Source organism: Rhodothermales bacterium, assembly GCA_041391505.1.
In the GTDB taxonomy this organism is placed as follows: Bacteria; Bacteroidota; Rhodothermia; order Rhodothermales; family JAHQVL01; genus JAWKNW01.
The window spans coordinates 1-5,252 of sequence record JAWKNW010000062.1; the positions used below are offsets into that span (position 1 = coordinate 1).

The 5,252-nt window shown below is 64.3% G+C and carries 3 protein-coding genes; all 3 read right to left on the minus strand.

The window, feature by feature from the left end:
- Window positions 1-1,403 (minus strand): di-heme enzyme (locus tag R2834_24745; GenBank protein MEZ4703563.1); only part of this gene is annotated, 1,403 nt, incomplete at its 3' end.
- Between the two features lie 227 nt (window positions 1,404-1,630).
- The gene (locus tag R2834_24750; protein ID MEZ4703564.1) at window positions 1,631-1,927 is read right to left on the minus strand and encodes a hypothetical protein; all 297 of its coding nucleotides are present in this window, start codon (window positions 1,925-1,927) and stop codon (window positions 1,631-1,633) included.
- A gap of 2,306 nt (window positions 1,928-4,233) precedes the next feature.
- Window positions 4,234-4,764, minus strand: a complete 531-nt coding sequence (locus R2834_24755; GenBank protein MEZ4703565.1) for a TlpA disulfide reductase family protein — start codon at window positions 4,762-4,764, stop codon at window positions 4,234-4,236.
- Between the last annotated feature and the right edge of the window lie 488 nt (window positions 4,765-5,252).

Genomic DNA, 5,252 nt, shown 5'->3' on the forward strand with positions numbered 1-5,252 from the left:
ATGAAGGTGGAGTCGGTCAGACTGTGCAGGAAGGCGATGAGGTCCTCGCGTTGCTGATCGTCGAGGGTGAATCCACCCACGAAGCCGCTCTTGTACGGGTTCACGCGTCCGTCGCCGGCGCGTGCTCCTGCCTCGATCCGGCGGCCTCCCTGCTCGTAAAATCGGATCACGTCCTCGAGCGTCGCGATGCTGCCATCATGCATGTAAGGTGCCGTCAGGGCGATGTTGCGGAGCGTCGGCGCCCGAAACCTTCCCATGTCCTCCGGCCGGTTGGTCACATCAAATAATCCCAGATTATCTGCCGGGTAGCTCCCTTCTCCATCGACGTTATACAACCCCGTATTGTGGAAAGGCGCCTCGTAAAAGCGGGTATTGGCGTGTATGGTGGACGTGGTGAAATTGAATCCTCCATGGCAGTGGTGGCACTCGAGGTCCTCCGACAGGGCCAGTTCCATACCCCGCAGCGCCGATTCGGAAAGGGCGCTGAGTTCCTTGCCATAGACGAACCGGTCATAGGGCGAATTTCCCGATACCAGCGCGCGCACGAAGGAAGCCAGGGAGCGCGTCACGCTGTTGATGGTGAAGGGGTCGTTGCTGTCAGGGAAAGCCTCCCGGAAAAGCCGCTGGTAGCGTTCATCCCCCCGTAACCGCCCGAGCACCTCGGCCTCGTGGCCGGCCACGCCCAGTTCCACCGGGTTTTCGCTGAAGATGGGGACCAGGATCTGTTTTTCGAGCTCAACGAGTGCGCTATTCGCCCAGGTTAGCGTGGCGTTGTACGTGACGTTCGTGAGCGACATGGAACTGCGCGGGTGGATGGCGCCCGTTGACCCCACCGCCTGAGGTAGGCCGTCGGTAAAGGCCATGGCCTGCAGGTGGCAGGAGGAGCAGGATTGGGTTCCGTTTCCGGACAAGCGCGGGTCGTAAAACAGGTACCGCCCCAGTTCGACCTTCGCCTCCGTCATGGGGTTGTCCTCCGGAACGCGAGGCGGCGGGAAGCCGGCCGGCAGGTTCCAGTCGTAGGCCGTCTTTTGGGATCCGGGTAAGGTCTGTGACAGCCACTGCTTGAGGGTAACGCCGCCCTCCGCGTCGCCGTGTTCGTGCACTACCGGGGTGCCGGGCGCGTGCGTATGCCCGGTGTCATCCTGATGGGCCAGCACAGGAAACATACCTGCGGCGAGGAGTCCTCCCTGCCAGATGGCGATGCCGCCCAGTGTTGCGAATACGAAGCCGGCGCCGGCGTGGCGTCGTCCATCGGTGCTTCGCTGCTCGATAAGGAGCAGAAAAGCGCCCGCTTCGGCTGCCTTGCTTACGAGCGTCTCCCAGTCCAGGGGTTCGGGTGAAAGCGCGAAGGGGGTGGACGACAGCTGCGTGAGCATCCAGAGGACCACGATGCCCGACAGCACGCGCTGGTGAAAAGGGCGGCATGGCTCGATGAACGATGGTACCAGGCCAGCCAGTGACCTGGCACGCGCTGGCGAAGCCGAAAAGAGTGGCCGTGCGCCGGCGCGTGCTCGAAATGACCCGGTGCGATGGCGAGATGGATCGCGCCCGCGGTCGCCATGAGGAGAAAGATCAGGGAACGCACCATGGTCGTTTTCAGGTCAGATTGATAGCTACGGTTCGCGTTGGGTCAACGTATGGCCAGCCGTTCGCGTTCGGCGGCGCTGGCCAAACGGATGTAGGACTGCGCGTCACAGCCGCCCGTGCAGCGTCCTGAATCGAGATCGATGCCGAGGTTGGCGAACATGCCGGCGCAATCGGGATCCGACGGGCCTGACATGCACCCGGGCGGCGCCGGCGTACCCTGGGTGAGATCGATGTTGCGAAGCAGGCCGGCCGCATTCGCGACGACGATGTCGCTGGCGGGATCGAAGCCGTCGAGCCGGATCTCCACGCGATCTGCGCGAGCAGGCGGTGGTCGGCGCATCGTGCGTCGCGGCGGACTCGCACCCGGTACTGCCGAGATGCATCGTACAGCGCCGCTCGAATCTCTCCCACTACATACGACATATCGATGCGATTGAAGATGTGAAGCCGGCGCGCCAGGTCCAGAACAGGTGCTGACATTGAGCGGGGGATGGCGCCGTCGTCGCGTCGATGTGGTTCAGGTCCGTCGGAACGCCGATCGAAAAGGCCAGCCCCGGTGTAGGCGCCCTCCGGCGCTGTGCCGACGACGCGGTCGTTCATCTGGGGCGTCCCGTTTTCAGACTCCGACGCCGTCCTCGAAATCGAGCATGGCGACGTCCTGATATTGCCAGGTGCTGTCCTGTTGAGCGCGATCGGTGTCTCAGAGCCGTCGCGAGCGATGAGGCGAAGGTCGGAAACGTAGAACCGGAAGTCGCGGACCTGACCGGCGCATCTGACAGGCCGACGTGTAAGGCATTGCCGCAGCGCATATTCGTCGCCGACCTGGCCGGCGAATCGGATGACGACCTCCTCGTTCGCGCGGCGCACAGGCCGACACGGAAAGCATGGTCACGAGGAGGACCATCTTGGGGATGCTATGTTTTCATGCCGATAGACGGTTTTGATTTATAGAAACTGGCCCGTGCGCTAGCGCACGGTGAAGGAATACGTGCCCTTGATCACGTGGTCGTCGTCGCCGGTTTTCCTCTACGTGACGGCGTAGGAACCCGCCGGCAACGGGGCAAAGCGGAGTGCGAACGATTTGGGTCGTCCGTCCCGGTGATCGCCTTCTGTCTCGACGACGGCTACATCGCGCATGAGGGTGATGCCGCTCACGTCGAGTTTGACCCTGGTTGAACCAGAGCCGGATTTTCGGCCGGTGGCGGTGCGTCGAGCACGGCCTCGTTGGCCGGTTCCGCGCGCGTCAGCTTGAGGTAAGGCGGCGCGTTGTCGGGGTTGCCGAACAGGAACGTCAGAGAATCAGGAAAACGGGATATAGGATCATAGAGGTTGTTATGGTTGAGGGACTCCTGCAGGGAGCCGTGCTATTCTGAAAGACGGCGAACAAGCTGGGGCGTCGAGGCCGCTATGCGAAATCCATCGCGTTCCGTCGGATCGAGGCTTCGCGTTGGTGCCGTTGCGTCGCCGCGTTGATGCCAGAACACCGCCCAGCGCGCATCCGTGAAGGCAATCTGGGATAGGCGACACGCTGCCCGCTTCGCCGAGGTATTGATCGCGCCAAACGTTCTGCCGCCGTCGGCTGATGCGTAGCGCGATTTGGGATTCCAGTGTCGCACCCCAGACGATGGCGATCCGGTCGCCGGCGACCGAAAGCTGGACGTGTGAGGCGCGTGACAGCGCGCCGAGTTTCATCTCCGTCGCCGGCTCGAACGACGCGCCCCGATCCGTCGAGCGCGCGTATTTCGCACGCCGGCGGCGCCGGGCGCTCCCGTCCACCAGGCGAGGTGAAGCGTGTTTTCCGGTCGAACTGCAGCGCGGGGCCGGCATCGGGGCAATAGTCCACCTGCCATTCATCGGCATGCACCCGGGCGGGGCGACCAGGTTGCGCCGCGATCGGTCGACCGCGCGGTCACGATGTCGCGGATACGTCACGATGACCTGCGCCAGGCAGCGACGACCGCGCCGTCGCTATCGACGGCCAGCGCGACCCGGCAACATTCGCATGAAGGCGCCGGATCGATGGATGCCGGCGGCGACCAGGCGAGGGCCGCGGTCGTCTGAACGACTCAGCACGATGCGCTTGCCGCCCTGATCGCCACCGAACCGCGAATCGATCCAGGCGATGTAGATGGACCCATCGGGTCCGGGAGGACCATCTCGTGATCGTTGCGATAGCCTCCGAACGGATCGCCGGCACTGACCGTCACCGGCCCGACCAGGTGTCTCCATCATCCGAGCGCACGAATCGGATCGCCATAGACTCCCAGACGTCGTCTGCATCGCGCGCTGCGGGGTAGCTCAGCATGATGTCGCCCTCGCCGGCGCTCGCCACCTGGGGAGGCGTTTCGGCATCAGAAACCGGGGATCCATCCGATCCTGATTTTACTGGCGGCCCTTCCGGACCGATTATCGCGAAAAGTCGGCCCGGCTCCCCGTCGGCGCCAAACGTCGTCCACGCCATGGTCAGCCTATCGTCAGCGGTCACCGCGAGCGTCGAGGTGTGACGCTGCGCGTGAGGTCGACGTTGAGCGCTTCAGGCGGAGCGAAGTGGCCTTCTGAGGGCGATGGCCTTCGCGTCCATGCGGCAGCCTGCGATCGAGAAGAGGGCAATCGGGATCAAGGCCCCGATTCCGTTCCGGTACCTATTCATGGCAGATCCAGATGATAGGCGATCGTGTCCGCAGCCGATAGGGGTATTATGCCTGTCCAGCTCGCCACGATAACGCCGTCGTTGTCGATGAGATAACTGCTCGGGAGGCCCATTGCCCTGAACCGATCCATGATGCCGCCGGAAGTATCGACGGCAACCTGAAACGTCAGGTCGAATTCCGATGCGAAACGCGTCACCGCCGCCAGCGGATCGGGATCCGTGTCGACAGCGAGCACGCGCAACCCCCGGGGCGCGTAGGTCCGGTGCAGGCGCTCCAGCAGCGGGAATTCCTCCCTGCAAGGCCCGCACCACATGGCCCAGAGGTTGAGCAACGTCAGGGAGTCTGCGGTGGCAAGCGGGACGAGCCTGCCGCTTGTAGAACGTACGCGGAGTTCGGGGGCGGATTGACCTGCGCCAACGGGGGTATAGGTCGTAGCGGTGGCTGGCGCTTCTGTCCGGGGTGTGCACCCCGTAAGGGACATCACGACAGCCGCCGCCACAGCCAGGCGCCAGCGTGGCATGGGCATGGGTACTGCAGTTTAACGGCCCGACGTCGCGATAGCGCTGTGCTGTGGGACGCGGTCGATATAATGGATGACGACCACGGGCGATCCGAGGTGGCAGGCGAAACCTGCTACCTCACGATCGAGGTGGTGAAGCGGACACACGGGAGGTGTAGCGGGCTTATGCGCGCGGTGGTCCGCGGAGGTGCAGGGAGGTTGGAGCGTGCGGTGACTCGAGGCGGGGAGGCGCCGGCGGATCCAGCGGGACGGCGGCCAGCGCAGGCTGCTGGCGGACTACCGCCGGCCCTGTCGCCGCGAAGGTGGCGAACAGGTCCGCATACGTACAGTGAAGCGGTGCGGGCGCAGGCGCGGAAAGCGCGGCGCCATGGATCGGAGCAGCATGCGGGTTCGCATGATGGTGCCTGTGCGCATCGCCGTCGGGTGCTACAGGTGCCGCGGCGGCGTACGCGTCGCCCAGGGCCATGTAGAGGTAATGGGATACCGGCGCGACG